At 67.7% G+C, this 26,090-nt stretch carries 31 protein-coding genes; 7 read left to right on the top strand and 24 right to left on the bottom strand.

The window, feature by feature from the left end:
• Positions 1 to 4 precede the first annotated feature (4 nt).
• The 12 genes from gspE to AC5YGJ_RS03410 all read right to left on the bottom strand — a co-directional run bounded on the left by gspE (position 5) and on the right by AC5YGJ_RS03410 (position 11,181).
• Positions 5 to 1,438, bottom strand: coding sequence for a type II secretion system ATPase GspE (gspE, locus tag AC5YGJ_RS03465; RefSeq protein WP_496185722.1), 1,434 nt, complete (start codon positions 1,436 to 1,438; stop codon positions 5 to 7).
• A complete protein-coding gene (gspD, locus tag AC5YGJ_RS03460) occupies positions 1,435 to 3,813 on the bottom strand; it encodes a type II secretion system secretin GspD (protein WP_496185721.1) in 2,379 nt (792 codons plus the stop codon). Before gspD ends, gspE begins: the two co-directional genes overlap by 4 nt.
• Positions 3,810 to 4,337 carry a type II secretion system protein M gene (locus AC5YGJ_RS03455; protein ID WP_496185720.1) on the bottom strand — a complete coding sequence of 176 codons (528 nt, stop codon included), beginning with the start codon at positions 4,335 to 4,337 and terminating at the stop codon, positions 3,810 to 3,812. The genes gspD and AC5YGJ_RS03455 overlap by 4 nt, the downstream gene beginning before the upstream one ends.
• Positions 4,334 to 5,497, bottom strand: a complete 1,164-nt coding sequence (gspL, locus tag AC5YGJ_RS03450) for a type II secretion system protein GspL (protein WP_496185719.1) — start codon at positions 5,495 to 5,497, stop codon at positions 4,334 to 4,336. Before gspL ends, AC5YGJ_RS03455 begins: the two co-directional genes overlap by 4 nt.
• A complete protein-coding gene (gene gspK, locus AC5YGJ_RS03445) occupies positions 5,494 to 6,399 on the bottom strand; it encodes a type II secretion system minor pseudopilin GspK (RefSeq protein ID WP_496185718.1) in 906 nt (301 codons plus the stop codon). The genes gspL and gspK overlap by 4 nt, the downstream gene beginning before the upstream one ends.
• Positions 6,400 to 6,408: 9 nt before the next feature.
• The gene (gene gspG / locus AC5YGJ_RS03440) at positions 6,409 to 6,846 is read right to left on the bottom strand and encodes a type II secretion system major pseudopilin GspG (protein ID WP_249843842.1); all 438 of its coding nucleotides are present in this window, start codon (positions 6,844 to 6,846) and stop codon (positions 6,409 to 6,411) included.
• Between the two features lie 57 nt (positions 6,847 to 6,903).
• Entirely contained in the window at positions 6,904 to 7,488 is a 585-nt protein-coding gene (locus AC5YGJ_RS03435; protein WP_496185717.1) for a hypothetical protein, read from the bottom strand.
• Between the two features lie 119 nt (positions 7,489 to 7,607).
• The gene (locus AC5YGJ_RS03430; protein WP_249843840.1) at positions 7,608 to 8,159 is read right to left on the bottom strand and encodes a hypothetical protein; all 552 of its coding nucleotides are present in this window, start codon (positions 8,157 to 8,159) and stop codon (positions 7,608 to 7,610) included.
• A 57-nt stretch (positions 8,160 to 8,216) separates the two neighbouring features.
• A complete protein-coding gene (locus AC5YGJ_RS03425; RefSeq protein WP_496185716.1) occupies positions 8,217 to 9,197 on the bottom strand; it encodes a FecR family protein in 981 nt (326 codons plus the stop codon).
• A 69-nt stretch (positions 9,198 to 9,266) separates the two neighbouring features.
• Positions 9,267 to 9,797 carry an RNA polymerase sigma factor gene (locus tag AC5YGJ_RS03420; protein ID WP_107230733.1) on the bottom strand — a complete coding sequence of 177 codons (531 nt, stop codon included), beginning with the start codon at positions 9,795 to 9,797 and terminating at the stop codon, positions 9,267 to 9,269.
• Positions 9,798 to 9,813: 16 nt separating this feature from the next.
• Positions 9,814 to 10,497: a TonB-dependent receptor gene (locus AC5YGJ_RS03415; protein ID WP_496185715.1), complete on the bottom strand. Its 684-nt coding sequence runs from the start codon at positions 10,495 to 10,497 to the stop codon at positions 9,814 to 9,816.
• Positions 10,498 to 10,716: 219 nt separating this feature from the next.
• Positions 10,717 to 11,181: an Lrp/AsnC family transcriptional regulator gene (locus tag AC5YGJ_RS03410; RefSeq protein WP_107230735.1), complete on the bottom strand. Its 465-nt coding sequence runs from the start codon at positions 11,179 to 11,181 to the stop codon at positions 10,717 to 10,719.
• 125 nt (positions 11,182 to 11,306) lie between these two features.
• Between AC5YGJ_RS03410 and AC5YGJ_RS03405 the strand changes: the two genes are divergently transcribed.
• From AC5YGJ_RS03405 to AC5YGJ_RS03390, 4 genes are all read left to right on the top strand, one after another.
• Positions 11,307 to 12,041, top strand: coding sequence for an AzlC family ABC transporter permease (locus AC5YGJ_RS03405; protein ID WP_249843836.1), 735 nt, complete (start codon positions 11,307 to 11,309; stop codon positions 12,039 to 12,041).
• A complete protein-coding gene (locus AC5YGJ_RS03400; protein WP_005409898.1) occupies positions 12,038 to 12,352 on the top strand; it encodes an AzlD family protein in 315 nt (104 codons plus the stop codon). Before AC5YGJ_RS03405 ends, AC5YGJ_RS03400 begins: the two co-directional genes overlap by 4 nt.
• A gap of 219 nt (positions 12,353 to 12,571) precedes the next feature.
• Complete coding sequence (locus AC5YGJ_RS03395; RefSeq protein ID WP_309341076.1) at positions 12,572 to 13,000, top strand: PAS domain-containing protein; 429 nt, start codon at positions 12,572 to 12,574, stop codon at positions 12,998 to 13,000.
• Entirely contained in the window at positions 12,997 to 14,526 is a 1,530-nt protein-coding gene (locus AC5YGJ_RS03390) for a diflavin oxidoreductase (protein ID WP_496185714.1), read from the top strand. Before AC5YGJ_RS03395 ends, AC5YGJ_RS03390 begins: the two co-directional genes overlap by 4 nt.
• 85 nt (positions 14,527 to 14,611) lie before the next feature.
• Here AC5YGJ_RS03390 and AC5YGJ_RS03385 read toward each other — a convergent pair whose 3' ends face one another.
• From AC5YGJ_RS03385 to moaA, 11 genes are all read right to left on the bottom strand, one after another.
• On the bottom strand, positions 14,612 to 15,280 hold the full coding sequence (locus AC5YGJ_RS03385; protein WP_496185713.1) for a sulfate/molybdate ABC transporter ATP-binding protein: 669 nt from the start codon (positions 15,278 to 15,280) through the stop codon (positions 14,612 to 14,614).
• Positions 15,270 to 15,953: a molybdate ABC transporter permease subunit gene (modB, locus tag AC5YGJ_RS03380; RefSeq protein WP_049455117.1), complete on the bottom strand. Its 684-nt coding sequence runs from the start codon at positions 15,951 to 15,953 to the stop codon at positions 15,270 to 15,272. The genes AC5YGJ_RS03385 and modB overlap by 11 nt, the downstream gene beginning before the upstream one ends.
• 3 nt (positions 15,954 to 15,956) lie before the next feature.
• Positions 15,957 to 16,700: a molybdate ABC transporter substrate-binding protein gene (gene modA, locus AC5YGJ_RS03375; RefSeq protein WP_496185712.1), complete on the bottom strand. Its 744-nt coding sequence runs from the start codon at positions 16,698 to 16,700 to the stop codon at positions 15,957 to 15,959.
• Between the two features lie 22 nt (positions 16,701 to 16,722).
• The gene (locus AC5YGJ_RS03370; RefSeq protein ID WP_496185711.1) at positions 16,723 to 17,499 is read right to left on the bottom strand and encodes a helix-turn-helix domain-containing protein; all 777 of its coding nucleotides are present in this window, start codon (positions 17,497 to 17,499) and stop codon (positions 16,723 to 16,725) included.
• Between the two features lie 68 nt (positions 17,500 to 17,567).
• Positions 17,568 to 17,933: a hypothetical protein gene (locus AC5YGJ_RS03365; protein ID WP_496185710.1), complete on the bottom strand. Its 366-nt coding sequence runs from the start codon at positions 17,931 to 17,933 to the stop codon at positions 17,568 to 17,570.
• Positions 17,930 to 18,478, bottom strand: a complete 549-nt coding sequence (gene mobA, locus AC5YGJ_RS03360; RefSeq protein ID WP_496185709.1) for a molybdenum cofactor guanylyltransferase — start codon at positions 18,476 to 18,478, stop codon at positions 17,930 to 17,932. The genes AC5YGJ_RS03365 and mobA overlap by 4 nt, the downstream gene beginning before the upstream one ends.
• A 39-nt stretch (positions 18,479 to 18,517) precedes the next feature.
• Positions 18,518 to 19,012 carry a molybdenum cofactor biosynthesis protein MoaE gene (locus AC5YGJ_RS03355; protein WP_496185708.1) on the bottom strand — a complete coding sequence of 165 codons (495 nt, stop codon included), beginning with the start codon at positions 19,010 to 19,012 and terminating at the stop codon, positions 18,518 to 18,520.
• Between the two features lie 3 nt (positions 19,013 to 19,015).
• Complete coding sequence (locus AC5YGJ_RS03350) at positions 19,016 to 19,276, bottom strand: MoaD/ThiS family protein (protein ID WP_249843826.1); 261 nt, start codon at positions 19,274 to 19,276, stop codon at positions 19,016 to 19,018.
• Complete coding sequence (locus AC5YGJ_RS03345) at positions 19,276 to 20,529, bottom strand: molybdopterin molybdotransferase MoeA (protein ID WP_496185707.1); 1,254 nt, start codon at positions 20,527 to 20,529, stop codon at positions 19,276 to 19,278. Before AC5YGJ_RS03345 ends, AC5YGJ_RS03350 begins: the two co-directional genes overlap by 1 nt.
• Complete coding sequence (gene moaCB, locus AC5YGJ_RS03340) at positions 20,526 to 21,539, bottom strand: bifunctional molybdenum cofactor biosynthesis protein MoaC/MoaB (protein WP_496185940.1); 1,014 nt, start codon at positions 21,537 to 21,539, stop codon at positions 20,526 to 20,528. Before moaCB ends, AC5YGJ_RS03345 begins: the two co-directional genes overlap by 4 nt.
• A gap of 8 nt (positions 21,540 to 21,547) precedes the next feature.
• Complete coding sequence (gene moaA, locus AC5YGJ_RS03335; protein WP_496185706.1) at positions 21,548 to 22,528, bottom strand: GTP 3',8-cyclase MoaA; 981 nt, start codon at positions 22,526 to 22,528, stop codon at positions 21,548 to 21,550.
• Positions 22,529 to 23,093: 565 nt separating this feature from the next.
• Between moaA and AC5YGJ_RS03330 the strand changes: the two genes are divergently transcribed.
• From AC5YGJ_RS03330 to AC5YGJ_RS03320, 3 genes are all read left to right on the top strand, one after another.
• Positions 23,094 to 23,468 carry a hypothetical protein gene (locus AC5YGJ_RS03330; protein ID WP_496185705.1) on the top strand — a complete coding sequence of 125 codons (375 nt, stop codon included), beginning with the start codon at positions 23,094 to 23,096 and terminating at the stop codon, positions 23,466 to 23,468.
• A gap of 229 nt (positions 23,469 to 23,697) precedes the next feature.
• On the top strand, positions 23,698 to 24,192 hold the full coding sequence (locus AC5YGJ_RS03325) for a hypothetical protein (RefSeq protein ID WP_496185704.1): 495 nt from the start codon (positions 23,698 to 23,700) through the stop codon (positions 24,190 to 24,192).
• Positions 24,193 to 24,253: 61 nt separating this feature from the next.
• Positions 24,254 to 25,036, top strand: a complete 783-nt coding sequence (locus AC5YGJ_RS03320) for a hypothetical protein (RefSeq protein WP_496185703.1) — start codon at positions 24,254 to 24,256, stop codon at positions 25,034 to 25,036.
• Positions 25,037 to 25,069: 33 nt separating this feature from the next.
• Here the strand turns inward: AC5YGJ_RS03320 and AC5YGJ_RS03315 are convergent, their stop codons facing one another.
• A complete protein-coding gene (locus AC5YGJ_RS03315) occupies positions 25,070 to 26,056 on the bottom strand; it encodes a hypothetical protein (protein WP_496185702.1) in 987 nt (328 codons plus the stop codon).
• Positions 26,057 to 26,090: the final 34 nt, after the last annotated feature.

The following is a 26,090-nucleotide window of genomic DNA, read 5'->3' as shown; positions in this document are numbered from 1 at the left end:
CGCCTCAGCCGTCGCCGGTGACGCGCAGGATTTCTTCCAGCGTGGTCACCCCGCTGTCAACCCAGCGCTGGCCGTCCTCGCGCAGATTGCGCATGCCGGCACGCCGCGCCGCCTCGCGCAGCGCGGGCTCGCCCTGCCCTTCATGGATCAACGCACGCACACGCTCATCCACCACGAACAGTTCGTGGATGCCGGTGCGGCCGCGATAGCCACTGTTGGCACACGCCGGACAGCCCACCGCACGCCACACCGTGCGGCCCTCGTCATCCACCTCGGCACGCCGGCACTGCACGCACAGCCGCCGCACCAGCCGCTGCGCCAGCACGCCGCGCAATGAAGAGGCCAGCAGGAACGGCTCCACCCCCATGTCGGCCAGACGGGTTACCGCCGAGATTGCATCGTTGGTGTGCAGCGACGCCAGCACGCCATGGCCGGTCAGCGATGACTGCACCGCAATCTGCGCGGTTTCCAGGTCACGGATCTCGCCGATCATGATGGTGTCCGGGTCCTGGCGCAGGATTGCGCGCAGCGCGGCGCCGAAGCTCATGCCGATACGCGCATTGACCTGGATCTGGCCGATACCGGCGAAGTCGTACTCCACCGGGTCTTCTACGGTGAGGATGTTGCTGGTGCTGCTGTCCAGCTGGCCCAGCGCGGCGTACAGCGAGGTGGTCTTGCCGCTGCCGGTCGGCCCGGTGACCAGCACGATGCCGTGCGGTTGCCGGATCAACCCGGTGAATGTGGCCAACGTATCGTCGGCCATGCCCAGGCGCTGCAATTGCAGGCGGCCTGCGTCCTTCTCCAGCAGGCGCAGCACGGCGCGCTCGCCGTGCCCGGTCGGCACGGTGGAGACACGGATGTCCAGCGGCCGGCCGCCGAGCCGGATCGCGATGCGCCCGTCCTGCGGCAGTCGCTTCTCGGCAATGTCCAGGTGGGCCATGATCTTGATGCGCGACACCAGCGCTGCATGCAAGGCGCGGCGCGGCTGCACCATGTCGCGCAGCGTGCCGTCGACGCGGTAACGCACCACCGAATGGGTCTCGAACGGTTCGATGTGCAGGTCGCTGGCGCCGTCGCGCGCAGCCTGTGCCAGCAGCGCGTTGATCATGCGGATCACCGGCGCGTCGTCCTGCGCATCCAGCAGATCGGTCACCTCCGGCATGTCCTGCATCAACCGGTCCAGATCCACTTCACTTTCGGCGGCACCGACCACCGCTGCGGCATCGCCACCGTCACGGTACTGCTCGCCCAACCGCTGCTGCCATGTGGCCGTGTCCAGCGCCTGGAATGGCAGCGGTCCGTGGCGGCGACGCAGCTCGGCCACCGCCCACGCGGCGGTGTCGGCCGTGCCCAGCAGCACGGCCTCGCCCCCCGCTTCGGCCAGCATCACGCCATGGCTGCGCACCCAGGCGTACGGCAGTGGCGCGGGCGCGCTCACGGCCCGATCACCAGTTCCGGGGTGTAGCCCAGCCCGCGCAACTGCTGCAACGCCGGGTCCAACCTCGCCGGATCACGCGGCAGGCGCACCCGCAGGCGCTGGCCCGTTTCACCCGGCGTGGCCTCGGCATAGGCCTGCAATCCCAGCGCCCGCACCTGCGCCACGCCTTGGCTCGCGCGTGCCGGGTCCAGTCCCTGCGCAAACTGCACCAATTGCGCATCGCCGTCGCCGGCCGGATACAGCGCGGCCAGGCTGGTGTTCTGCAGCGGCTGGCCCTGGCCATCGCGCGCGTTGCCCTGGCCGAGCACGGACAGATCCTGCGGCGGCAGCTGTGGCGCCGACAATGCCGGCAACGCCCAGCTCTGTATCGGCTGCGCACCCGCCTGTGCGTTGCGCATGTAGTCGTAGCGGTCGCGGGTCAAGCGCTGCCCGGCGGCCGGGTCGCGCACCACGTGCGGGCGCAGGAACACCATCAGATTGGTCTTGGCACGCTTGCGGGTGTCACTGCGGAACAGCGCCCCCAACACCGGGATCTTCCCCAGGCCCGGCACCGCATCGCGGCCATGGCTGACGCTGTCTTCCAGCAGGCCACCGAGCACCATGATCTGGCCGTCGTCCAACAGCACGCTGGTGTCCAGTGCGCGCTTGTTGGTGATGATGCCGGCCGTACTGTTCGCGCTCTGCGCATCGATGCTGCTGACTTCCTGGTAGATGTCCAGCTTCACCGTGCCGCCTTCGGAGATCTGCGGGCGCACGCGCAGCTTCAGGCCCACGTCCTCGCGCACGATGGTCTGGAACGGATTGTTGCTGCCGCCGCCGCCATCGGTCACGTAGCGGCCGCTGACGAACGGCACGGTCTGCCCCACCATGATGCTGGCTGCCTCGTTGTCCAGCGTCATCAGGTTGGGAGTGGACAGGATGTTGGCGCCGCCCTTGCTCTGCAGCGCATTGGCCAGGGCCTTCATGTTGAGGATCTGGCCGACCCCGGGCAGGTTGACGGTGCCGTCGATCACGCCGATCTTCAGGCCATCCTTGGGCAGCACGTCCAGGGTGGTGCGCGCGGCGGTGTTCAAGCCGCTGCCACCGGTGGCGCCACCGAAGTGGGTACCGCCGAAGGCGCGCCCATTGCCCAGCATCCACTGCACGCCCAGTTCGGCCGCGTCGGTCTGGTTGACCTCCACGATCAGGCTTTCCACCAGCACCTGCGCGCGGCGCTGGTCGAGCTGGTCGATCACCCGGCGCAGATTGCGGTACACCGGTTCCGGCGCCGAGATCAGCAGCGTGTTGGTGGCCACATCGGCCTGCACCGAGATGCCGTTCTGGCTGAAACCGGTGCTTCCGGCATCGATCGGATCACGCCGGTTGGGATCCAGCCGCTGTGATTCCAGCGCATTTCCCCCGCTCTTTGCCTGCTGTGGCTGCGTCGGCTGTACCGGCGGGGTGCGGCCGGCGTCGCCGGGCAGCGGCGTGACGCCTTCGGTGCTGCCCATCGCCGGCGCATCACTCTGCCCGGCCACCACCCCACGCAGCACGCCAGCCAGCTGGTTGGCCTGGGCGTTGCGCAGATAGACCACGTGCAGGTTGCCCGACTCGTCCTGCGCGCGATCCAGCTTCTCCACCAACTGCCGGGCCAGGCGGGTGCGGCCAGGGCTGCTGGAACGGAGCAGCACGCTGTTGCTGCGCGGATCGGCCATCACCACCACCTTCTGATTGGTTTCGGCCCCCTGCGCATCCAGCAGCGGCGCGACCATCGCCGCCACATCCACCGCGATGCCCTGCTGCAGCTTGACCACGTCGGTGTCCATGCCGGCCGGGGTATCGACGCTGGCGATCACCCGCGCGATGCGCTCAAGGTTGTCCGCATAGTCGGTGATCACCAGCGTGTTGTTGCCCGGATTGGCGGTGATCGGATTGTCCGGGCTGATCATCGGTCGCAGCACCGCCACCAGCGCGCCAGCATTCTCGTAGCGCAGCGCGAAGGTGCGTGTGACGATCTCACCGCCCGCGCCGCCGCCCACGCGTCCGCCCAGCAGCTTGGCGTCGGCCTGCGGCACCACCCGGCTGACGCCGCCGTTCTCGACCACGGCAAAACCACGCATGCGCAGCGCCCCCAGCAGCAGCCGGTAGGCCTGGGTACGGCTGACCGGGCCGTCGGAAACCACGGTCATCTTGCCGGTCACGCGTGGATCGACCAGGAACTGGCGGCCAGTGAAACGGGCCGCCATGCGCAGCACGCCTCCAATATCGGTATCGACCAGGTTCAACTGCACAGGCTCATCGTGGGCGTCCTGCGCCCATGCCGACGCCGGCGCGTGGGCCATGCCCACGATCAGCGCCAAGGTAGTGCTCCAGGCAAGGCTGCGCATCGCCCTCATGGATGGCCACCGGTAGCGAGCGCCATCACGATGTTTCCGGAAATCCGTGCCGCCGGCATGTTCGCATCCCCTGTGCGTGTCAGTTGCAGCTGCTGAAGCTCGATGGCCGGGTCGGCCAGCAGCGGCAGCAGCCAGTTCCACAGCGCGTCGGCGGGCACGGCCTGCACCTGCAGGTGCCAGCGCCCTTCACGCGCTTCGATGTGCAGGCCGTCGGCAAGACCGGCCACCTTGATGCCATTGCGCAGCCCCGCCAGCGTCGGGCGCTGGCCCTGTGCCTGTTGCTGGCGCTCGCGGGCTCGCAGCAACGGAGCCAATGCACGGGCCTGTGCCTGCAAGCGCGGCAGCTCGGCCTGCCAGTGGCTGCGCTGCTTCAGCAGCGGCTCCAGCCAGAACGACCAGAGCCCTGCGGCCAGCAGCGCCACCACCATCACCCCCAGCATCAGGCGCTCGCGCGGTGGCAGGCGCTGCCAGCGCTGCGACAGGCCGGCCAGCCAATCACCGAAGCGCGCAGCACGAGTGGTCACTGCCCGCCTCCGCTCACGCGCAGGCGTCCACTGCGCTCACGCGCCAGCTGCAGGCCCTGCGCCTGCGTCGCCTGTTGCCACTGCTCCAGCCGCTGAGCGTCGTCGGCCACGGCCTGCGCATCGGCATCCAGTTCCAGTTCCAACTGCCCGGGTTGGTAGTGCAGGCCACGCACCCGCCCGGCCAGCGCCGGGATCGCCTGCAAGGTGCTGGCCGCCTGGCGCTGCACCGGCGGCAATGGCACTGCCGGCAGCGGCACCGCCAACGCCCGCCGCGCCTGCAGCACCGGGTCCACCACCTCGGTGATCTCCGGGAAGTGCGCACTGAGCTGCCGTGCCATGTCCTGCTGCAGCGCCTCTCCTTCGCTGCGCCAGCGCGACACCTGCAACTGCAGGCCAAGCGCTGCCAGCAGCATCGCCGCCAGCGCCAACCCGATCGCCAGCCGCGGCGACTGCCGAGCGTCGCCGGGCAAAGGCAGAGACCAGCCGGGCAACGGTCCACACGCCTGCTGTGGCTGCCCGACCGCCGTTGCCGGCAGCGTCGTCGGCCATGCCGATGGCACGCTGCCGATCCATTGCACCGTGTGTGCACCGGTCTGCTGAAGGCGCGCGGCCAGCGCCTGCATCACCGCCGCCGCGTCACGTCCGCCACACCACTGCACGAAGCCGCGCTCGCGCCCGCTGCGCACCAGCAGGTGTTCACCACAGGCCTGCAACGTGGCCTGACCCGGCGCCCACGGCAGCAGCAACGGCGTGGGATACAACGCACGCAGCTGCAATCCGCTGGCGGCCAGCACCTGCTGGGCCTGCATGACTGCCTGCTGGCCAAGCCAAGCCACCGGCACCGTGCCATCGACGGCCTGGCTGCCATGCGCCAGCGCCACGTCCTGCAGGTCATCGAGCAGCATCGCTTCCACTTCGCCGTGCAGCGCCGCTTGCAGCCGGCGCCCGGACAGCGGCGGCAGCGCCAGCTCCAGCAGGATCAGATCGTGCGCATCGAGGCAGGCCAGCACCTCGCCCCGCGGGTGCCGCTGGCCCAGCACCGCCAGGGCGTCACAGCCATGCGCCAGCACCTCGCCTTTGCGCATCAACGCCCACGCCACCGGACTGTCGCCACGCAGCTGTTCCAGCACCGGCAGGCGTACCCGTAGCTGAGCGTTCATGCACCGATCCTCGTCCACACCCGCTGCACGCGCACCCCGTCATCCCGGTACTCGCGCCAGATCAGCGCGCGGAACTCGACCGCACTGCCGTCGGCCTGCACCTGGCCGACCGCAAGAAACCATTCACTATGGATACCCAGGGGAAGCATCGCCATCTGTTCGTCGCTCAGTTGCAGTCGGTTGGCGATGTCGCCACGGTTGAGCAGCCAATGGCCACCATCGCGGTCGCCCAGCAAGGCCTGCAGCCGCCCGCGCTCGACGCCGGGCGCAACGGCCTGCAGCACGCTGATGTCACTGGTATTGGCGTTGATCAGCGTTTGCGCCGGCAGTACCACCGTGCGCCGCGACAGCGCCTGCACGACCGTCGGGTCGGAACCGGCCAGCGCCTGTTCGATCAGCGACTCACGTGGCAACGGCGCCTGGGCCTGCATATCACCATCACGCAGGCGCGCCTGGATGTAGTCGGCAGCGCTGCCGCACGCTCCCTGCCCCAGCCCCTGGCTGCTGCACAGCGCCACGAACGCACGGCGCGCGTCGGCATCGGTCTGGCCGTGCGCGAGCAGGTTGCGCAGGTTGAACAGCGACTGCGCGTCGACCAGCTGCAGCTGCACCGGCAACGGCGCCTGCAACTGCAACGGGCGCGCCCACCGGCCACTGCGGACCGTGGTCAGCTGCTCGCGCACATCCTCACGCAGCTGCTGCGCGGCGCGCTCCAATGTGGCATCCACCGCCATGCGCACCTGCGCGCGCAGCTGGTCGCCACGCAGCGCGCGCAGCTGGGCGGCCTGGCGGGTCAGCAGGGCGGTGGCAATCACCGCCACCAGCGCCACCACCAGCATCGCCACGATCACCGCCATGCCGCGCTGATGGGCAAACCGAACCGAACGCTTCCGGGGTGACATCGACCCGCCTCACAGCTGCCAGGAGCCGATGTCCGCGTTTCCGGCGTCGCCGCCGGGCTTGCCGTCCGCGCCCAGCGAAAAGACGTCGATATCGCCGTGGCTGCCGGGAACCTGGTACTGGTACGGATGCCCCCAGGGGTCATTCGGCAGCCGGTCGAGGTACGGCGTGGCCGACACCGCGCCACTGCCCTGCGGTGGCTTCACCAGCGCCTGCAGGCCCTGTTCGGCACTGGGGTAGCGCCCATTGTCCAGCTTGTACAGTTTCAACGCCTGCATCAGGGCGGCAATGTCCTGACGCGCTGCCACCATGCGCGCCTGATCGGGGCGATCCATCAGGCGCGGCACAATCAACGCGGCCAGAATGCCGATGATCACCACCACCACCATGATCTCGATCAGACTGAAACCCTGCTGCCGCGCCCTGCGGCCACCCAACTGCCTTGCCATTGTTCCGCCCTCGTCATCCTGGAAGAGACCGCTGCACCATGGTCAGCGGTGCATGTGTCAGTACGATAAACATCCGCCTGCAATTCGCTGCGCAGGTGCCTGCGCTGGCGTGCCACGCGCACGCTGGGGGCACACCGCCTCCAGCAGATGCGGTGAAACGGCGGCCAGCGCGCTGTCGATGCAGTCGCGCAGCAGTGGCTGCGTGCAGGCGTGCAGCAGACGCACACACTGCATCGGCGACCAGGCCGTGCCGTGGTCGAGACCGATGAACTGCCGGTAAGCCTGGTGGTAGCGCAGGTCGTCGTACACGCGCTGCGCGCTGTCCAGGCCCTGAAGCATCACCAGCAGTGCAGCTCGCTGCAGCGTGCGCGGGTTGCCTGCCTCAAGTGGCAGAGCGCTCATGGCCGCGTCGGGCCAAGGGTGCAGCTGCAGATCGAGGGCACTGCGCAGCGCCATCAGCGGGTGCGAACTGCTGTCCAGTGTGGCCCAGCGTGCGGCATCGGCCCAGGCGTCACTGGATAGCACCCAGACCCACGGGTGGCCGTAACGCTGCACATTCAAGGGCGCGTGCCGCGCCTGCTCCAGTGACTGGCTCAGGTGGCGATCCAGTTCCAGCATGCTGATCCTGCGACTGTCTGCCATCGGCGTCGCCTGTGCTCCGCGACGCGGATGCGCCGTACTCTGGAGAAGACGTCAGCAAGGCAGGTGAAGCGACAGCGCAATCGCAGCGGTGTGCGTTGGGTGGCGATTCATCGGTACTGTCACCGCAACGTCATCCGCCTGCAGGCTTCGCGCTCCAGCCGTGGCGCATCGCCACCGCAGCGGCGCGCCAGCATCGCCACATCACTGCGGGCGGCGAACGCGGCCAGCGCATCGGTCATGCCTGCGTCGTCGCAGCACGCCGCCATTGCAACGCGCAGCGCTGGCAGCTGCCATCGGTCCATCACGCCACGGGAGCCGGCCACGAACCAGTGCCACAGCCGATGGTGCAGCACCTGCTCGTGCAGCTGCGCCAGTGTGTCGACGCCGTGCATGCCTGCCAGCAGCAGTGCGCGGGCAAGCGCTGCGGGCGGCAGCACACCGCCTTCAGCCAGCGGCAAGGCCTGTTGCTGAAGGCGCAGCAGCATCCCCAACGGATGCGACTGGGGATCGAAGTCCAGCAGTACCGCCTGTTGCTGCCACAGCGCGTCGGACACTACGCACACCCATGGCGAGCCGTAGCGATGCACCATCAATGGCCGTCGTTGCGTGGTTTCCAGCAACGCCGACAGATTGCGGCGCAGATCCAGCACACCGATGGTCTCGTTGCGCATCCTTGGCCTCCCTTGCTTGCAACAACCGTCCGCGGCGCGCACGGCCAGCGTCTTCACCTAACCAAGGACGGCAATGCCACCTGGAAAGCGACGCAGATCCAGCGACATCGTCAGCCGCAGCTGCTCCAGCGCCGCCTCCGGATCATCAATGCGGAAGCGGCCGCTGACCGGGGCACGCGCCAGCGCCGACCCGCCCAGCAGCACCTTGCCACGTCGATAGCGGTTGATCTCGTCGACCACCTCGCGCAGCGGTGCGCGGCGGAACACCAGCATGCCTTCGGTCCAGGCACTGGCTTCGGACGCCACCGCTTCAGCCACAACCCCGCTGAGGCGCTCGTCATACCGGGTCTGCTGACCGGCCTGCAGTTGCAGGCGGCCCTGCGGGTGTTCGATGCGGACCGTACCCTGCAGGCAGGTCACCCGCACCTGGGCGTTGGTGTTGCGCACGTCCAGCCGCACCGGGCCGTCATCGACGATCACGCACCCCGGCCCGGCGAACAAGGCCAGGTGCAGGCCAGCCCGGGTCTCAATCGCGGCCTGTCCCTGCACCAGTTCGAAGCCTTCACCTTGTGCGTCAGCGCGACGGCGCAGGCTGCTCTGCGTATCCAGGTCGATCTTCAGCTTCGGCGAGGGCGCGAACTGCAGCCGTTCACCGGTGCCGGTGTGGAAATCGGCGGTCATCGCCGTCACCGACGGCCACAGTCCCAACGGTGGGCGGATCGCCGCCACCACCACCAGACTGGCCGGTGCGGAGATGGCCGCACCGAGGAACGCGCGGCGGCTCCAACGCTGCACCTGGGTGGGAGCCACCGGCTGGCGCGCGGCCGCCGGCAGCTGCTCCCCGGCCAGTCGCACCTGATCCCATTGGCGGCGCGCGCGGCCGAACGCCTCGCGATGACGCGGGTCGGCCTCGCACCACGCGCGGAACCTGCGTCCATCGGCAGCGGTCGCTTCACCCGAGGTCAACCGCACCACCCACGCGTGGGCCTGACGCTCGACGGCATCCAGCGGGCGTTGCGGGCGATCGTCAGCGTCCATGGGGGCTCATGCCGGACCCGCACGCTGCGGGGTTCTGCTCGGCGTCAAAGTGTAGACGGTTGCCGTCGCTCAGAACCGCACCTGGCGCCCCTGCCCATTGCGCTCGGCCAGGTAATCCTGGGCCGCCTTCAGCTCGCGCTGCACCAGCCGCAGCGACACGCCCAGGTGGTCGGCCACATCGCGCTGCTGCAGGCCATCGACGCGGATCGCCAGCAGGATGCGGCGGCGGCGCTCGGGCATGCGCTGCAGCAGGCCGACCATGTCCTCCAGCGCGAAGTCCAGCTCGGCCGCCTGCGCCGGGCCCGGCGCCGGGTCGGCCATGTCCATCAGCGTGTCCACCTCTTCCAGGCTCAGCAGGCGGTGGTCGGCGCGCTGGCGGTCGATCACGGTGTTCATCGCCATGCGCAGCAGGTACGCCGCCGGGTTCTGTACCGCGTCCAGACGATCACGGCGCGCGCTCAGGCGCATCCAGGTGTCCTGCAGCGCGTCGCCGGCCAGCTCCTCCGAACCCAGCTTGCGCACCAGCCGGCGCTTCAGCTCGTCGTAGGCCCCCAGAAGGTGATCCATCAGGTCAACTGCCCCAGCCGTACCGTTGCTCATGTTCGAATCCTTGAAATCATGGAAGGGGCAAGCGCCGGCCACAGTCGTGGTCGGTGCCGGAAGGACGGATCTGCAGCGTCACCGGCTGCGGCAGCGCGGCGGCATCGGCCGCCACCACCAGGCCCTGCAGCGCCTGCAGCAGCCGCGCGTCACGGCGGGAACTGCCACTGCCGGACACCAGTTCGGGCGCCTGCACCCGGCCTTTGCTGTCGACACCGAAGCGCAGCGTCGCAGCGTAGGGGCCAGGGGAGATCCAGGGGTCATCACAGAACGCTTCACGCAAGCGCTGCTGCAGGCCGCCGTAACGGCGCCGGCGCTCGGCCTCGCCAAGCCCGCCGTCGAAAACTGCGTCGGCCATCGGCTGCGAACCCCGTCGCAGCACCACGCGCTGCTCACCGATCACCTCGGCCTCGATGCCCGAATCCTGCAGCAGGGCCAGCAGCGCGGGCAGCGGCGCCAGGCTGGCGCGCAACGCATGGCTGCTGCGGCCTGCGGCAAGATCGCCCGGGTACATCACCGACCACCCGCTGATGACGCTGAAGCGCTCGATGGCCTGTTCCAGCGGCTGCGCGGGCATGTCGTAGGCGTGAACCGCGTCCTGCGCGACCGCAGCGGCAGAGGCCAGCAGCAGCCATCCGGCGATGGCCAGCCTCCACGTTCTGATCGCACGGTGTCCATTCAGCCCCCTGACGTAGAACACATGACCCTCGGCAGCGACAGCAGCTGCAAGCGGGACACACCGTACCGGGGGCACATGTCATTGCGATGACTGCCGCCGGCGGCCAACGATCAGGCCAGGCTCCCCGGAGCCAGTCACGCATCTCAACGAATCGAACAGGCCTGCGTCCGCGCCTGGGATCAGATCGCGGGGAACCGTCGAAGGCGGGGGGGGGGCGGTGCACCCCTGCCAGGCGCCCCCTCAGAGCGGCAGCTGGGTGGTCTGCTTGATCCGCTGCATCGGGATCTCGGTCTTGGTGTTCTGCACCCCGGCGATCCGATTCAGGTGCTGCATCTGGAACTGGCGGTAGGCGTCGAGGTCGGCCACCGCCACCCGCAACAGGAAGTCGCAGTCACCAGCCATTAGATGACATTCAAGCACTTCCGGGAAAGACTTGATGCTGTTGATGAAGTGGTTGGTGGTGTCCTCGTCCTGCCCGCGCAACCACACCCGCACGAACACGGTGAAGCCACGGCCCACCTTGGCCTCGTTCAACAACGCCACATAACGGTCGATATAACCGCCCTCCTCCAGCAGCCGCACCCGGCGCAGGCAGGCCGAGGGCGAAAGCCCCACCTGGCGGGCCAGTTCCAGGTTCTGCAGGCGGCCGTCGCGCTGCAGGGCATCGAGGATGCGGCGATCCAGATTGTCGAGCTGGTAGTGCATGGCATTTCACTCGTGGCCGGATGGGCCGCATGGAATGCCAATATTCCTCAAAGTAATGGCAGCAACGCAACCCGATTTCGCGAACGGACCGCTAGCATGGGCCATCCCCACTTCGTTGCTGCTTCATGGACGCCCGTACCACCCTCCCCCTGCCGGATGCCGCCTGCGATACCGCCCCGCGCGCCGAATTCCTGCGCGGCCTGCGCGCCGCCGTGCCGGTGATGATCGGCTTCATTCCCTTCGCCCTGGTGCTCGGCGCCCAGGCCGCCCAGAAAGGCCTGAGCGCACTGGAAGTGCCGCTGATGACCGGCCTCAACTTCGCCGGCGGCTCGGAATTCGCCGCCGTTGAACTGTGGACCTCGCCGCCGCACATCGCGCTGATCGTGGCGATCACCGCGCTGGTCAACAGCCGCCATCTGTTGATGGGGGCCAGCCTGGCCCCGTTGCTGCAGCACCTGCCGCGCCGCCGCGTGCTGCCGGCATTGTTCTTCATGTGCGACGAGAGCTGGGCGCTGGGCGTGGCCGACGCACGCCGCCGCGCCCTGGGTTTCAGCCTGGCCTACTACCTGGGCGTCTCGGCCGGCCTGTACACGGTGTGGGTGGCCTGCACCGCGCTGGGCGCGATCATCGGCCCGATGCTGGGCGATATCCACGCCTATGGCTTCGACATGGCCTTCCCCGCCGTGTTCCTGGTGCTGCTGCGCGGCATGTGGCAGGGCATGAAAGCGGCGCGGCCGTGGCTGGTGAGCCTGGTGGTGGCCGCTGCCACCTACCTGCTGATCCCGGGCGCGTGGTACGTGGCCAGCGGTGCACTGGCCGGCCTGGCCGCTGCCTGGCTGCTGGCGGAGGACGCGGCATGATCTTCAACGGACTGATCCACTGGACCTCGGTGCTGACCATCGTACTGATGGCCGCCGCCACCTACCTCACCCGCATCGTCGGCTTCCTCGCGCTGCGCAACCGCACGCTGAGCAAGCGCGCGGTCACCGTGATGGAAGCCGCGCCAGGCTGCGTGCTGATCTCGGTGATCGCCCCGGACTTCGTCGCCGACAAGCCGGCCGACCTGGCCGCGCTGGCGATCACCCTGCTGGCCGCCACCCGCCTGTCGATGCTGCCGACCGTGCTGATCGGCGTGGTCTCGGCGGGTGTGCTGCGCTACCTGATGGGCTGAAACGCTCACCCCACCTGTAGCGCCGAGCCCATGCTCGGCTTTCGCGAACCGCAGCCGAGCATGGGCTCGGCCCTACAGATCGAATCTGCCCTGCGACACCGCGTCGCAGCCCATCGCGCCACCCGCTTGACCAATATCAAAACGCCCGCCGCCGTGCGGGCGTATCTCTATGCAGGACCCGAACACGCCGGCGTTTCCGGCCTCCACAAGGACCCTGCGATGAGCTACACCCCCGACAACGCCCAGCTGCTGAATGCCCTGCAGAACGTCATGGTGATCTCCACCACCGACCTGCAAGGCAACATCACCTATGCCAACGACCTGTTCTGCACGCTCACCGGCTTCGCCCGCGAGGAGCTGATCGGCCAGCCGCACAGCATCGTGCGCCACCCGGATGTGCCCAAGGCGGTCTACAAGGACATGTGGGACACCATCAAGGCCGGCAAGATCTGGACCGGCATCGTCCCCAACCTCGGCAAGGGCGGCGTGCTCTACGTGGTCGATACCACCGTGCAGCCGCTGTTCGACACCGAGGGCAACATCGCCTCCTACATCAGCATCCGCCGTGTAGTGAACGACCTGATGCAGAACTACGACCTGGTCGAGTTCAGCAAGGACAAGTTCGACGACTTCTACGAGGCAGCGTGAACGCCCTGCCAGCACACTCGCCCATCAGCCGCCTGCTGGTGGGCTTCGCCTCCGAGTCGGGCAATGCCCGCGCCCTGGCCCAGCGCCTCGGCGCGGGCCTGCAACCCCATCAGCCGCAGGTGCTTGCGTTCAACGACATCGATGTGGCCAGCCTCGGCCAGGGCGATGTACTGCTGGCGATCTCCAGTTCGTTCGGTGACGGCGAACCGCCGGCCAATGGCGAACAGTTCTTCGAAGCCCTGCGGCAGACGCCGACCCTGAACGGGCTGCGCTACGCCGTGTTCGGTCTGGGTGACACCGGCTACCCCCGCTTCTGCGGCTTCACCAAGGCGCTGGACAACGCACTGAGTGAGCGCCAGGCGCAACCACTGCTGCGCCGCGTGGACGCCGACCGCGGCTACGAGCAGTTCTTCCAGCAATGGCAGCCGGTGCTGGGCCAGGTGCTGCAGGGCGACCTGGGCGCTGGTCGTGACCTGCGCCTGCAGGTCACCGCCTATGCTGAAGACAACGCCTTTGCCGCGCGCGTGCTTGAACGCCGCCGTTTGAACAGCAGTGACCCTGGCGCCTGGCATCTGCAACTGGATATCGCCGGCAGCGGCATCGCCTACCGCGCAGGTGACACCCTGCATGTGGTGCCGGAGAACGACCCTGCGCTGCTGCAGGGGCTGGCGGACTGGTACGGTGATGCCAGCGCCGTGGCCACGCTGCACGACCGCGAACTGCGCCTGCTGGGCAAGGGTGTGCTGCGCGAAGTAGCCAAGCTCGGTGGCAGCGAGGAGCTGAAGGGCCTGTTGAAGGTCAGCCAGAAGCGCGAGCTGGAGGCCTACCTGCACGGCCTGGACCTGCTGGATGTGCTGCACGACCACGCCACCCCGGACAGCCTGCCGCTGGCACGCCTGCGCGAGCTGCTGTCGCCGTGCCTGCCACGTGCCTATTCGATCGCCTCGCACCCGCGCGACGGCCAGCTCAGCCTGTGCGTGCGCGAGGTGCGCTACACCCTGCGCGGTCGCGAACGCTGCGGCACCGCCACCGGCAGCCTGCTGCATGGCGGCACGCATGCCCGCGTGTACTGCCGTTCCAATCCCGACTTCCATCTTCCTGATACGGATGAAGCGCCGTTGTTGCTGGTCGGTACCGGCACCGGCATTGCACCGCTGATGGGCCTGATACAGGAAGTGCAAGCCAATGCCGGCCAACACGAGGTGCATCTGGTGTTCGGCGAGAAGCATCGCGCGCACGACTTCCTGTACCGCGAGCAGCTGCAGGACTGGCAGGCAGGCGGTGTGCTAGCCGGCCTGCATACCGCGTTCTCGCGCGATGGTGCCGAGAAGGTCTATGTGCAGCATGTGCTGCAGCAGCGCGCTGGCGAGGTGCGCGACGTGCTCGCCCGAGGTGGGCATCTGTACCTGTGCGGCAACAAGCGCCATCTGGAAAGCGCGGTACGCGACGCCATCAATGCCATCGGTGATGAAGGACGGTGGGATGAGCTGCGCAATGAAGGCCGCATCCATTGCGAGCTGTATTGACGTGTCCATGGGGTAGAGCCGGCCGCTGGCCGGCTGTCCACGATTTCCCGGTTGCCGGCCAGCGGCCGGCACTCCCCGCCACCGCTCAGCCGCCGACGATGCGACCGTCCACCACTCGCGCCACCTGCTGGCCGAACATCGCCACGTCCTGCGGGTCGTGGCTGATCAGCAGCAACGGAATGCCCGTCTTGTCCAGCACGGCGGCCAGTTCCTGGCGCAGGTGGTCGCGCAGGTCATGGTCCAGCGCAGCGAACGGCTCATCCAGCAGCAGCGCCTGTGGCTGCGTCACCAACGCCCGAGCCAGGGCCGTGCGCTGGCGCTGGCCGCCAGATACCTGCGAGGGCAACAGATCGCCCACACCGTCGATGCGGAACGCCCGCAACCATTGCTCCGCGGCATCGAACCGCTGCGCGGGGCGCGGATTCAACACGCCCTTCCGCAGCCCGAACGCCACGTTCTGGCGCACGCTCAGATGCGGGAACAGCGCGTAATCCTGGAACACATAGCCCAGCCGCCGGCGCTGCGGCGGCAGATCGACACCACGGGCCGCATCGAACAGGGCGTGGCCCTGCAGGTGTACATGCCCCTGGTCAGGCCGCAGCAATCCCGCCACCGCCTTCAGGGTCAGGCTCTTGCCGGCACCAGAGGGGCCGCACAGCACCACCTGCCGCTGCGTGCACTCCAACGCCACGTCCAGCACGAACTCCTGGCCCGCAGCCCGCAGTCGACGCTGCACCCGCAGATCAAGCCACATCGCGCAGCTCCCGGCGGCGTCCGCCCACCAGCCGCGCAGCCAGCAGCAGGATCACGATGCAGACCACGGAAGTCAGGATCACCAGCGCATTGGCCCGGCCATCCTGACCGGCCTGCACCGCCTCATAGATCGCAATCGACAGCGTCTGTGTGCGGCCGGGAATGCTGCCGGCCACCATCAGCGTGGCGCCGAATTCGCCCATCGCACGTGCGAAGGCCAGCAGCAATCCAGCAAGGATGCCGCGCCAGGCCAGCGGCAAGGTGATGCGGAAGAACACCGCCGCCTCGGAAACCCCCAGCGTGCGCGCCGCCTGCTCCAGTTGCCCGTCCACTTCTTCGAAGGCCGCCCGCGCCGGCTTGAATACCAGCGGCAATGACGCGACGGCGGCGGCAATCACCGCCGCCTGCCAGGTAAATACCAGATTGATGCCGAACCACGACTGCAGCCACGCACCGATCGGGCCGTTGCGCCCGATCAGCACCAGCAGGTAGTACCCCAGCACCGTCGGTGGCAGCACCATCGGCAGGGTCAGCAGCGAATCCAGCAGCTCGCGCCCGGGGAAGCGACGGCGGGCCAGCAACGCGCCCAGCGCCACGCCCAGCACCAGATTGATCGCGGTGGCCCATCCGGCCACCTTCAGCGACAACCCCAGCGCACTCCAGTCCAGATCCATGCCTCAGGGCTTGCCGAACCCATGCCGGGCCAGGATTGCCTGGCCCGGTGCCGAGCGCACGAAAGCGGCGAAGCGTTTCGCCTCCGCCGGCTGCGCGCTGGCCTTGATCACCGCCAGCGGATAGGCGATACGCCCGGCCACCGGCACCGCGAAGGCGCGGCGCACACGGTCGGGCATCGCCTGCGCATCGGTGGCGTAGACGAAGCCGGCGTCGACCTCACCGCGTGCCACATAGTCCAGCGACTGGCGCACGTTCTGCGTGGTGATGGCCTTGCCCTGCACTGCCGGCCACAGCCCAGCCGCTTCCAGTGCACCCTTGGCATAGCGGCCGACCGGTACGCTGTCCGGGTTGCCCAGTGCGACGCGTTGCACGCCGGTACCGGCCAGGTCCTTCAACGTGCGCGGCGCCGCTTTCGCCTGTGGCGGCACCACCACCCAAAGTGCATTCACCGCAAACACCTCGCGGGTGCCGGCGGCCAGCAGGTCCTGCTGCTGCGCCTGGTCCATCGTGGTCTCATCGGCCGAGGCGAACACATCTACCGGCGCACCGCGGCTGATCTGCTGCAGCAGCACCCCGGAGGCGGCGAAGTTGAAATCCACCTTGGTGCCCGGGTGCGCCTTCTCATAGGCCGTGCCCAGCTCACGGAAGCTCTCGGTCAGGCTCGATGCCGCCGACACCGTCAGCTCGGCCGCCCACGCGGGCATCGCAGCCAGCATTCCCAGCAACAACAGTCCCGCGCGCTTCATGGTCGGCCCCTTGGCTGTCTCGTCAGTCCGGATCGGATTCCCTGGCCACGGCCAACGCCGCCAGCCGTTCGGGTTGCAGCAACAGCATCTCACGTTGGTTGACGGCAATCACACCTTCATCGCTCAGCCTGCGCAACACCCGGCTCACGGTTTCCGGCGCCATCCGAAGGTAGTTGGCAATCTCGGTCCGGGCCATGCTCAGGTTGAAGCGGGTGGCCGAGAAGCCACGCCGCGCGTAGCGCTGGGAAAGATCCAGCAGGAACGCCGCCATGCGTTCCTCGGTGCGGTGGTTGGCGGCCAGCGTGGCGACCTTGCCGATTTCGGCACTGAGCAGGCTGAACAGCCGTGCCTGCAGTCCCGGCATGCGCGTGGCCAGCAGGCTCAGCCTGGGAAACGAGATCCTGCACAGATACACCGTATCCAGCGCCACCGCGTTGCAGGGGAAACGCGCGCCATGGATGGCATTGAGCCCGATCACCTCGCCGGGCAGGCTGAAACCCAGCACCTGCTCGTTGCCATGGCTGTCGTCGACGAAGGTCTTGACCATGCCCGCACGCACTGCCGCGATCGAGTCGAACGGATCGCCGGCACGGAACAGGTAGTCACCGGCCTGGAACGGCCCCACGTGGTCCACCAGCACATGCAGCTCACCCAGCGCGGTCTTGTCGTAGCCCTGCGACATGCAGGCATCGGAAAACGCGCAGGTGCTGCAGAAATGCAGTGCGTCGCCATCATCGGCCGCCGCCGGGTTCGGCGTGGCCGCTCGGGGCAAGGAAGGAGCAGGTGGCTTGAGAGGCATTGCAGCAACGCAGGAACGAAGGACACCATCATACGACAGCGCCGCACCGCCCCCTGTGCAGCGCGCACCTACTCCGGCGTGGGCTCTGGTCGCCGATGCGGACCACGCTGGCGCACGCTGTCGCGCACGTCCACGTCGAACTGCAGTTGCAGCAGGCTTTCGTCATCCAGCGCGATGCTGAAGCCCAGGCCGTCGCGGCAGGGCAATCGCTGCGCCAACGCCTCGACCTCTGCACGCGGCAACACCAGCCGGCAGAACGTGCCACCGTCGAGCAGCACCGCCTGCTCCCCGGCATGCAGCGACAGCGCCACACCCCAGCCACCACTGCCGCCGAAGCGGGTCAGGTTCTCCAGCGACTCGCCGGCCAGCAATCGTGCCAGATCCTGTTCATCCACGCGCAGGCGCATCGATTGCTGTTGCAGCTGGACTTTCATGGTGCGATGGACTCCCACTCCGACGGGGTATTGCAGTTGAGCAGCAGGGCGCGATCCTCCGCCGCAAGGGGCAGCCGGGTCACGCCCAGGTGCTCCTGCAGCGCGCGCAGTGAACGGCGCGCAGTGGGATCTTGAATCAGTTCCTGCAGCACGCGTCGGCAATGATCATCGATCTGCAACCGCATCGGCAACGGTTCATCGGCAAACACCGTGCAGGATGTGCTGGTTTCCACGCGTAGTCGTTGCAGCAGCGCCGCGCACAACAGCGGCGTATCCACCGGCACCACCCAGGCGGGCCCATCCGGCATCTGCATCGCCACGCTGTAAAGCCCGCCCAGTGGACCGCAACGCGCGACGCTGTCCGGTACGCCACCGAAAGCCGGGTAGTTGCCACTGATCCAGACCCGTCGTGCGCCGGCCTGCAGCAGCAGGGTCTGCATGTGTTCCAGCAGGGCGCGCCCCTGCCATGGCAGCAGCGCCTTGTCGCGCCCCATGCGGGTGGACAGGCCACCGGCCAGCACGATGCCGTCGATGGTCCCGCTCACGGCAGGGCCCCATCCACGCATGGCATGGATCTACTGGCGTCAGGGGCTGTGGCTGTGGCTGTGCGCATGCGCCGGCCCGTCGTCCGCGTGGCACAGGCTGCAACCCTCGCTCCACGCGCTGTCGCCGTCCACGTAATGCTCCTGCTTCCAGATCGGGCACTGGTGCTTCACCGCCTCGATCAGCTGCCGGCAGGCGCGAAACGCCTCATCGCGGTGTGGGCTGCCTGCGGCCACCACCACCGCCACATCACCGATGCCAAGCCGGCCCTGGGCATGGGCCACATACAACTTCAACTTCGGGCCGAAGGTGGCCTCCACCTCGGCGGCCAGGCGCTTGAACTCATTCAGCACCAACGGCTCGAACAGATCGTAGGTAATGCCGGTCACCGCGCGCCCAACGTTGACGTCGCGCACCTTGCCGATGAACACATCGATGCCACCGAATCCCGGATCGGACACCGCAGCAATGCCCTCGGCCGGATCGATCGCGGCCTGCGCGCGGTCCACCACCCTGGCGATGATCTTCTCGCTCATCGCTCAGCCCCCACTGACCGGAGGCAGGATCGCCACTCGGCCATCGTCGGGCAGCGCCTCGTGGTCGCGCAGCACGCGTTGCTGGTCGGCGAACGCCGAATAATCCAGCAGGCCGGCGCGAAACGCTGGCCAGCGCACCGGCAGCAGTTCACGCAGTGCCTGGCGCAGATCGGCCACGGTGCCACCGCTCACGTCCACCGCAATCTCGCGCCGGGCGTCCAGATCGGAAAACGCACCGAACAACTGCACTGTCACCTGTTTCATCACGACTCCTGGCCTACCAGCCGCACCGGTTCGTGGTGGCCCCAGCCCTGCACACGCACGTAAGTGCCGGCGCGGGCCAGGTCACCGTCAGCCTCCAGCACCACCCAGGCATTGGCCTGCAGCATGGACATCAAGCGGAACGATTCCTGCCCGGACAGCACGCGCGCACTCAACCGCCCCTGTGCATCCACCTCCACCCGCGCCCGCGCGTGGAAGCGCAGACCCGGCGGCTTGCGCACGTCGGCCTGCAGCGGCAGCTGCAACACCGTTTCCGGGGCCAGCCCCAACAGGCGGCGCAGCACCGGCTCGACGAAGAAGCGTTGGCCCACGGCCGCCGATACCGGGTTGCCCGGCAGGCCGAAGTACAGCGCGCCATTGGGCAGCACCGCAAACAGCAGCGGCTTGCCCGGACGGATCGCCACCTTGTGGAAGACGATGCGTGCGCCACGCCCACGCAACGCATCGGGAATGAAGTCGTAGCGACCGGCCGAAACCGCGCCGGTACTGATCAGCAGCTGCGCGCCAGCGCCCAGCGCCTCATCCAGCACCGTATTGAAGGTGGCCTCGTCGTCGCCCACCGTGCCCTGCCAGACCACCGCAGCACCGGCCGCCTGCAGGCGACCGACCAGGTAGGGCCGGTTGCTGTCACGAATCTGGCCCGATTCCAGCGCCTGCGCCGCTTCGGTCACCAGCTCCTTGCCGGTGGCGATCACCGCCGCCTGCGGCTGCGCCACCACCGCCACCTGGCCCACGCCGAGCGCGTGCAGCAGCGTGCGGGCATTGATATCCAGCGTCTGCCCCGCCTGCAGCACGCGATCACCTGCACTCACATCCTGGCCGCGCAGGCGCACGTTCTGGCCCGGCTTCACCGTTGAGGTCAGTGCGATGCGGGTCGGTCGGCCCGCTTCGCTTGCAAGGATCTGCACATTCTCGACCGGCACCACCGTATCCAACCCGGACGGCATGCGTGCACCGGTCATGATTTCCCAGGCACCCTCGCCGCCTTCGGCGCTGGCATCACCGGCGGCCTGCCAGCCCTGCACCGCAAATTCGGTACCCGGCTCGAACACCCGGCCTTCGGCGCGCAGCGCAAAGCCATCCATTGCCGAGTTGTCGAACGGCGGCAGCGACTGCGCACTGTGGATGTCACTGGCCAGGATGCGGCCCGCCGCCTCATGCAACGGCAGGTGCTCGGCCGGCAGCGGCGTGGCCGCGTCCAGCAGATGCTGCAACGCTTCACTGTAGGCAATCATGCCGCGCTCCCATCGGCGTGGCCACCGCCATCGACCATCGCCAGTGCGTGACCGAGCACCGGCGCCAGGATGTCCAGGCACTGTGCCGCCGCCTTCGGGCTGCCCGGCAGCGCGAACACCAGCATGCCACCCAGCTGCACCACCTCGGCACGGCTCAGCCAGGCCATCGGCGTGTGCTGCGCACTCAGCGCGCGCACCATCTGCGCCAGGCCATGCACCGGCCGCGCGTTCAACGAACGCAGCGCCTCCGGGGTCAGGTCACGTGGGCCCAGACCAGTGCCGCCGGTGCACAGGCACAGGCGCACGCCCTGGCCCGCCAGCGCCTGCAATCGGCTGGCCAACGGCTCGATGCCATCGGGCAGCACTTCGTTCGCCACCACTTCTCCGCCCATCTTCTGCAGGCCGGTCACCAGCGTCGGGCCGGATACATCTTCATAGGTGCCATCGGCGGCGCGGTCGCTCAGGGTGATCACCGCGCACCTGGCTCGCTCAAGGCCCTTCGGCGCGCGCGGCTTGAAACGCGCGCGCTCGGCCTCGTCCATGCCCTCGGGGTGCAGCCAGACGCCGCGTTTTCCACCCTCCTTGAACAGCAGGCGGATGCCTTCGATGCGCAGCGCCGGTTCCATCGGCTTGCTCAGGTCATACAGCGTCAGCAGCGCCGCGTTGACCCCGGCCAGCGCCTCCATCTCCACGCCGGTGCGCGCCTCGCTGGCGCACTCGCACCACACGCGGATCGCCTGCCGTTCCGGCACCGGCGCGCAGAACACCTGCACCAGTTCCAGCGGCAACGGGTGGCACAGCGGCATCAGCATCGAGGCCATCTTGGCGCCCTGCAGGCCGGCAATCTCGGCCATCACCAGCGCATCGCCCTTGGGCAGGCGGCGCTCGACAATCAGCGGATACGCCACCGGCCCGGCATGCAGTTCGCCCACTGCCACCGCGCGGCGGCGGGTGATGCGCTTGTTGCGCACATCGGCCATGTGAAACGCCGCATTCCATTCCCCACTCATCGTGTTGCTCATCCTCCGATGGAGGCCAGATGCGGGGTCAACCCGGTCTGGCCCTGGTGCAGGCCATGCCCGGCCGCCTTCAGGCCAAGCTGGGTGGTGATGCGCGCCAGCAGCGCGTCATGGTCATCGTCGTTCTGCAGCAGCGGCCGCAGCGGCACGCCGAACTCACCGAACAGGCACAGCCGCAGGTCACCCTTGGCGGTCACCCGCAGGCGGTTGCAGCCCTTGCAGAAGTCACGCGAATACGGCGCGATGATGCCAATGCAGCCGCGATGGCCCGGATGGCCGAACTCGCGCGCCGGGCCGGCGTCGGCCGCGCGCGGTCGTTCGTGCCAGCCGGCCGCCAGCAGCTGCTCGATCACCACGTCGGCGCGCAGGTGATGCCGCTGGAAATAGGCCTCGTTGTCGCCGGTGCGCATCAGTTCGATGAAGCGCACGCTGAAGGGGCGCTCGCGCAGGTAGTCCATCCACTGCGGCAACTCATCATCATTCAGGCCACGCAGCAGCACCGCATTGAGCTTGATCGACGGCAGGCCCAGTGCCTGCGCCAGCGCCAGGCCCTGCTCGATTTCCGGCAACCGGTCATGCCCGGTGATGGCTGTGAAGCGCTCGCGCTGCAGGCTGTCCATGCTCACGTTCAACGCAGTCAGCCCGGCCCGGTGCCAGCCCGGCAGGCGCCGCGGCAGCAGCGTGCCATTGGTGGTGATGGCCACCTTGGCGATGCCCGGCACCGTCGCCACGGTAGCAATGATCTCGTCCAGATCCTTGCGCAGGCTTGGCTCACCGCCAGTCAGGCGGATCTTGCTCATGCCCAGCGCGGCAAACGCACGTACCAGGCGCGCGATTTCATCCACCTGCAGGAAGCGCGGGCGGCCGTCGGGCTGGTAACCGTCGGGCAGGCAGTAGCTGCAACGGAAGTTGCAGGCCTCGGTAAGCGACAAGCGCAGGTACGGGAAGCTGCGTCCGAAGCTGTCGGTGAGTTGGCTCATGGCTGTTCCACCTCCTGGCACCACCCTGCAGCCTGCCCCCTGAACGGGTTGTCGACCCCAGTGCGCAGAGTGCGCTGGGGCGTCGAAAGCGTCAACCCGGGGAGCACCCGGCTGAATTGGGATGCTTTGTCGCTATCGACTCGGCTGGGCCGCCGCACCGTCCGCCACGATCACGACACCTGTCGCAGATACCCGAGCACACAGGGATGCCTGCGCCAGCCAGTGCTGTCAGCACTCAACAGTGTGGAACAATGCCAAACGCGTCTTCAATCAGAACCATTTTGCAACTCTCCTGATGGGCATGGGACCGCATCGGGGGTTCAGATGGCACGCCACCGAAAACGGGTGGCCGGGTTTCGAATCCCGAGTTGGTCCTGAGTGATTTGCGCTTGCCAGCCGGCGTCCACGTTCCGTGACACCGGCTGGCAATCCGTCTGCCGGCCATGGCGGGCGGTGCGTTGGGGGCGTTCGCGCCCACCGGCTTGGGACCAACCCGGATTCGAACCACGTACCGCCCGCCACCCTCCGGGTGGCGGCTACCGATTGCCTTGCACGGAGCCTTGCCATGAACGAACCGGACCTGCCCTATCCGCGCGCCAGCCACCACCCGGCCGACGCGGACCCATCAGCCGCCCCCGCAACGCCCGCTGACAGCAATACCTTCCTTGGCCATCTGAACCGCATCCGCTTCGGTGCGGCCGCCGACGGCCAACCGTGGCCGGAACGCTACCTGCTGCCCGGGCGCCGGCTGGCGCTGGCCGACGCCGACTGCGCATTGGCTGGCCTGCGCGTGGTGCACGAACTGCTGTTGGCCGCCGAGCGCACCCGGCAGAACGGCGAACCCGACCAGTACGTGGGCGACCGCGTGATGGAAGGACTGAAACAGGCGGCCCTGGCACTGGGTGCGCAGGCGGTGGTGCGGTTGCAGCCCGACCCCTAGCAGCCAGCCCCCAATGCAACATGTCGCAATTGCCGCGATTTGCCCGCGCGCCCGCACCGCCTGAAGACGAGGTCGTCTGCACTATGCGGAGGCGCGCGGGCCTTTTGCGTCAGAACCTGCAGTCCTTCCGGTTACCTGCCGGACAATACCGCCGGGGCTGCCCTGTTACCCAGGCGGCAGTCCTCGCCCATATTGGTTGCCGGGATGGAGTGATCAAACCGCAATGCCCATGCTCAAGTACTTCCGCACTTCACTTGTTGCAGCCGCCTGCTGGATGGCCATTGGCACTGCACATGCGACTCAACTCGTGGAAGGACGGGCCGAGATCGCGCTGATCAATGGCACTCCCGCGATCTGCCTGCCGAAGGACGCGCCGCGGTCGTTCGCAGTGTCCAGCGTACTCTTGATGGAGAGCCAGTCATTCCCGCCGGGAATGTGGAGCATTCGCCTGAAAGAAGGCGCCAGGCCCATCAGGCTCGGGCCAGGACAGTGCTTCCCCTATGGCTCGGTGCCCGAGGGCTACCAACTCGAACCACGGGGCGTGAACAGCCGCCCCCTGAGGCTTGAAACGAACAATGGCTACTACTTCAGAATCAGCCGAGGAGGAAGGTTGTGGAGCATCTCGCAGATTGGATACTACTCAGCCGACTTCAGTATCAAGGAAGCCGCGAGTGGTTCCGTCAGGGTGCGGAGCGTATCGGTGTGTGCCAATGCCAGCAGATGAGCCACATTGCTGCTGACCGCAGCCAGCGTCTGCCCGCCACGTGTACTGCAAGAGAATGACGATGACACGAACGCCTGCGTCCCTGCTCGCACTGCTGCTACTCATGGGCTGTAGTCACACCAGAGACTACAGCCTGTCGCCCACCACAGACGCGGGAATGGTCAGCGTCACGGTCAAGGTACCCAACGAGCTGGTTGCCGCCGACATGAAGGTGGTCTACCGCTCAACGACCTGCACGTCGACCTTTTATTCGATGCTGGATGGAGAGCGTTACACGCGCGACAACTATACGCGACTGGTTCTACAACCTGTGCGCCTTGCAGACACGGACATCTACAAAGCGACGCTTGCCATTGATGGCGGCGGGGCCTGTCACTGGCGGCTCATCAGTGTGGATTTTGGCGTGCAATATGCAACCCCCTCCGCGTTTGGTGAAGGTGTAACTCAGGGTTGGGGGGGCAGGATCACCGTAAGATTTGATTCGATGGGTTCGCCTTATGGCCGGCGCGAGTCCAAAGTGGATCGCGACCTGTCGATCCGCAGGGACTATTACCCTTGGTTGAGCGAACGGTTCCCAGGGGGCCATATCAAGACAATCGCCCTCACAAGCCGCAGCCCTCACTTGGTAATTTATGCAACAGAGAATGCGCGCAGCGTGCATTTCGAACCCGTTCTACATCCGCAGTTCCTTACCCGATCCGTGGCCCCCAAGGTCAAAGCCAAAGGCAACAAGACGATCTACTACTACCCAGATGGCAGCAATGCGTTCGAGCCCTATCAACCGAATTTCCTGAAGCTCGAAGCGATCAGGATAGCTGCCGAGGCACAGTCTCAGGGCGGTTAACGCTTCTCACGGGCTCTCCTTGCTCAGCCACTCCTAGACACGGGGCCGGATTCCCGGCGCAATAGAAACGCGCTTGCCCGGCTGCAGTGGATCGGGCACCCGCATCCCGTGGTCGGCCTCTGGGTACACCCAGTAATCCAGATTGCTGCGGCCACGGGAGAGGAAGGCGACCATCGCGAAGTCGGTGTTGATAATCGGCGCCTTGTCGTCATCGCCGCCCTGCACCAGCAGCAGCGGGATCTCGAGTGCCAGCATGTCATCCACCACCGCATGCGTACCGAACCCGGACCAGCGCCGGTTGGTCTCACCCATGAAGGCCTGCTCCAGCCCAAGCGGATCGGCATGGATCGCCTTGATGGCGGCGAAGACCCCCTCGACGGATGCCTGCGCCTGGGCGCGGGAGATCTCGCCACGTTCGGCACGCAGCCGTTGCTCGATGATGAAATCGTGATACTGCGGCAACGCCAACCCGCCCCACCCCACGGCCTTGTCCGCGCGTGCCAGGCCCGCCACCGCAAAGACGTACTGCGCGCCTTCGGAGCCGCCAATGATCACGATCTGGTCGACCCTGTCCCCAAGGGCGCGACGTGCCGCAGCAATGGCCAGCACCGTGCGCGCGATCAGGCTGTCGCGCGAGAGACCAGCACGGTAGGCGGGGCCATCCAGCGGAACCGGTCGCCCCTTGGCCGGCTCCAGGCGCATGTCCGCCGAGAACGGGATGCCAGGCTTGTCGACCAGCAGGAAATGCGCGCGATCGCGGAATGCGAACAGATCGCGCGGGAAACTGGTTCCCCGGCGGCCGTCGCTGAACTGCTGGAAGTGCGGGAACGCCCCGGAGCCGGGTAGCCACACCACCAGAGGCCCCTTCTGCTCCGCATTGACGTTGTCAAGATGCCAGCCGATTTCACCCAGCACCGGATCGCTCAGCATGTGGCTGTCGAACTGCTGCGGCGTTGCCGCCGCCATCGCCATCGCCGGGCCTGCCGACACCGCCAGCATCATTGCCAGAATCAACCGCATGCCTTCCTCCTGTTGGCCGTTGCACCGGCAACCG

It is taken from the genome of Stenotrophomonas sp. CS3K5 (genome assembly GCF_059515225.1).
Note: the sequence above shows the minus strand (reverse complement) of the source record. Positions and strands in the feature narration are given on the sequence as shown.